This window comes from Mesorhizobium sp. M7A.F.Ca.ET.027.03.2.1 (assembly GCF_003999175.1).
In the GTDB taxonomy this organism is placed as follows: domain Bacteria; phylum Pseudomonadota; class Alphaproteobacteria; order Rhizobiales; family Rhizobiaceae; genus Mesorhizobium.
In genome coordinates this window covers 1-523 of record NZ_RZOM01001839.1, presented here as the reverse complement: position 1 = coordinate 523, position 523 = coordinate 1, and the positions used below count along the sequence as shown (strand labels likewise).

Sequence of the window (523 nt, the reverse complement as noted above, 5' to 3'; positions counted from 1 at the left end):
GCCCTACCATCGGGGTGCCGCCTATCTCGACGGCTTTGTCGATGCCGCCGCTGTTGCTAGCGAGCAGGCTCCAGATTTCCACACCCATGTGAAGACCATCGACGGCAAGCTGGCAAAACGCCGGCTCGACCATTGCTTCGTCGGCGGTATGTTGGCCGGGCGCGTGCGCTCGATCAGTGCCGACATCGGCGAGGTTGCGTCGGATCATTTCCCTCTGCGGGCCGACATCGACCTGGAAACGCCCGGCATCGCCACATGACGCTTTTCGTCTTCTTCGCAGTGCTTGCCGCCGCCGCCATGCACGCGATCTGGAATGCGCTGGTCAAGGTTCATCTCGACCGCTTCCTGTCGATCACGCTGATGACATTAGGCATGGGCGCGGCGGCACTCGTGGTGCTGCCCTTCGTCGAAGTGCCGAAGGCGGAGGTGTGGCCCTACATCATCGCCTCGGTCATTTTCCACATGGGCTACCGGACCTTCCTGATCGGCGCCTACAAGGCCGGCGATTTCGCCCAGACCTATC

General features: G+C 62.3%; 2 pseudogenes. Both read left to right on the top strand.

Features of this window, described 5'->3' with window-relative positions:
* A pseudogene (locus tag EN750_RS38375) lies at positions 1–259 on the top strand (EEP domain-containing protein); the annotation flags it as partial.
* Positions 256–523: pseudogene (locus EN750_RS38370) on the top strand (EamA family transporter); the annotation flags it as partial. The pseudogenes EN750_RS38375 and EN750_RS38370, both read left to right, overlap by 4 nt.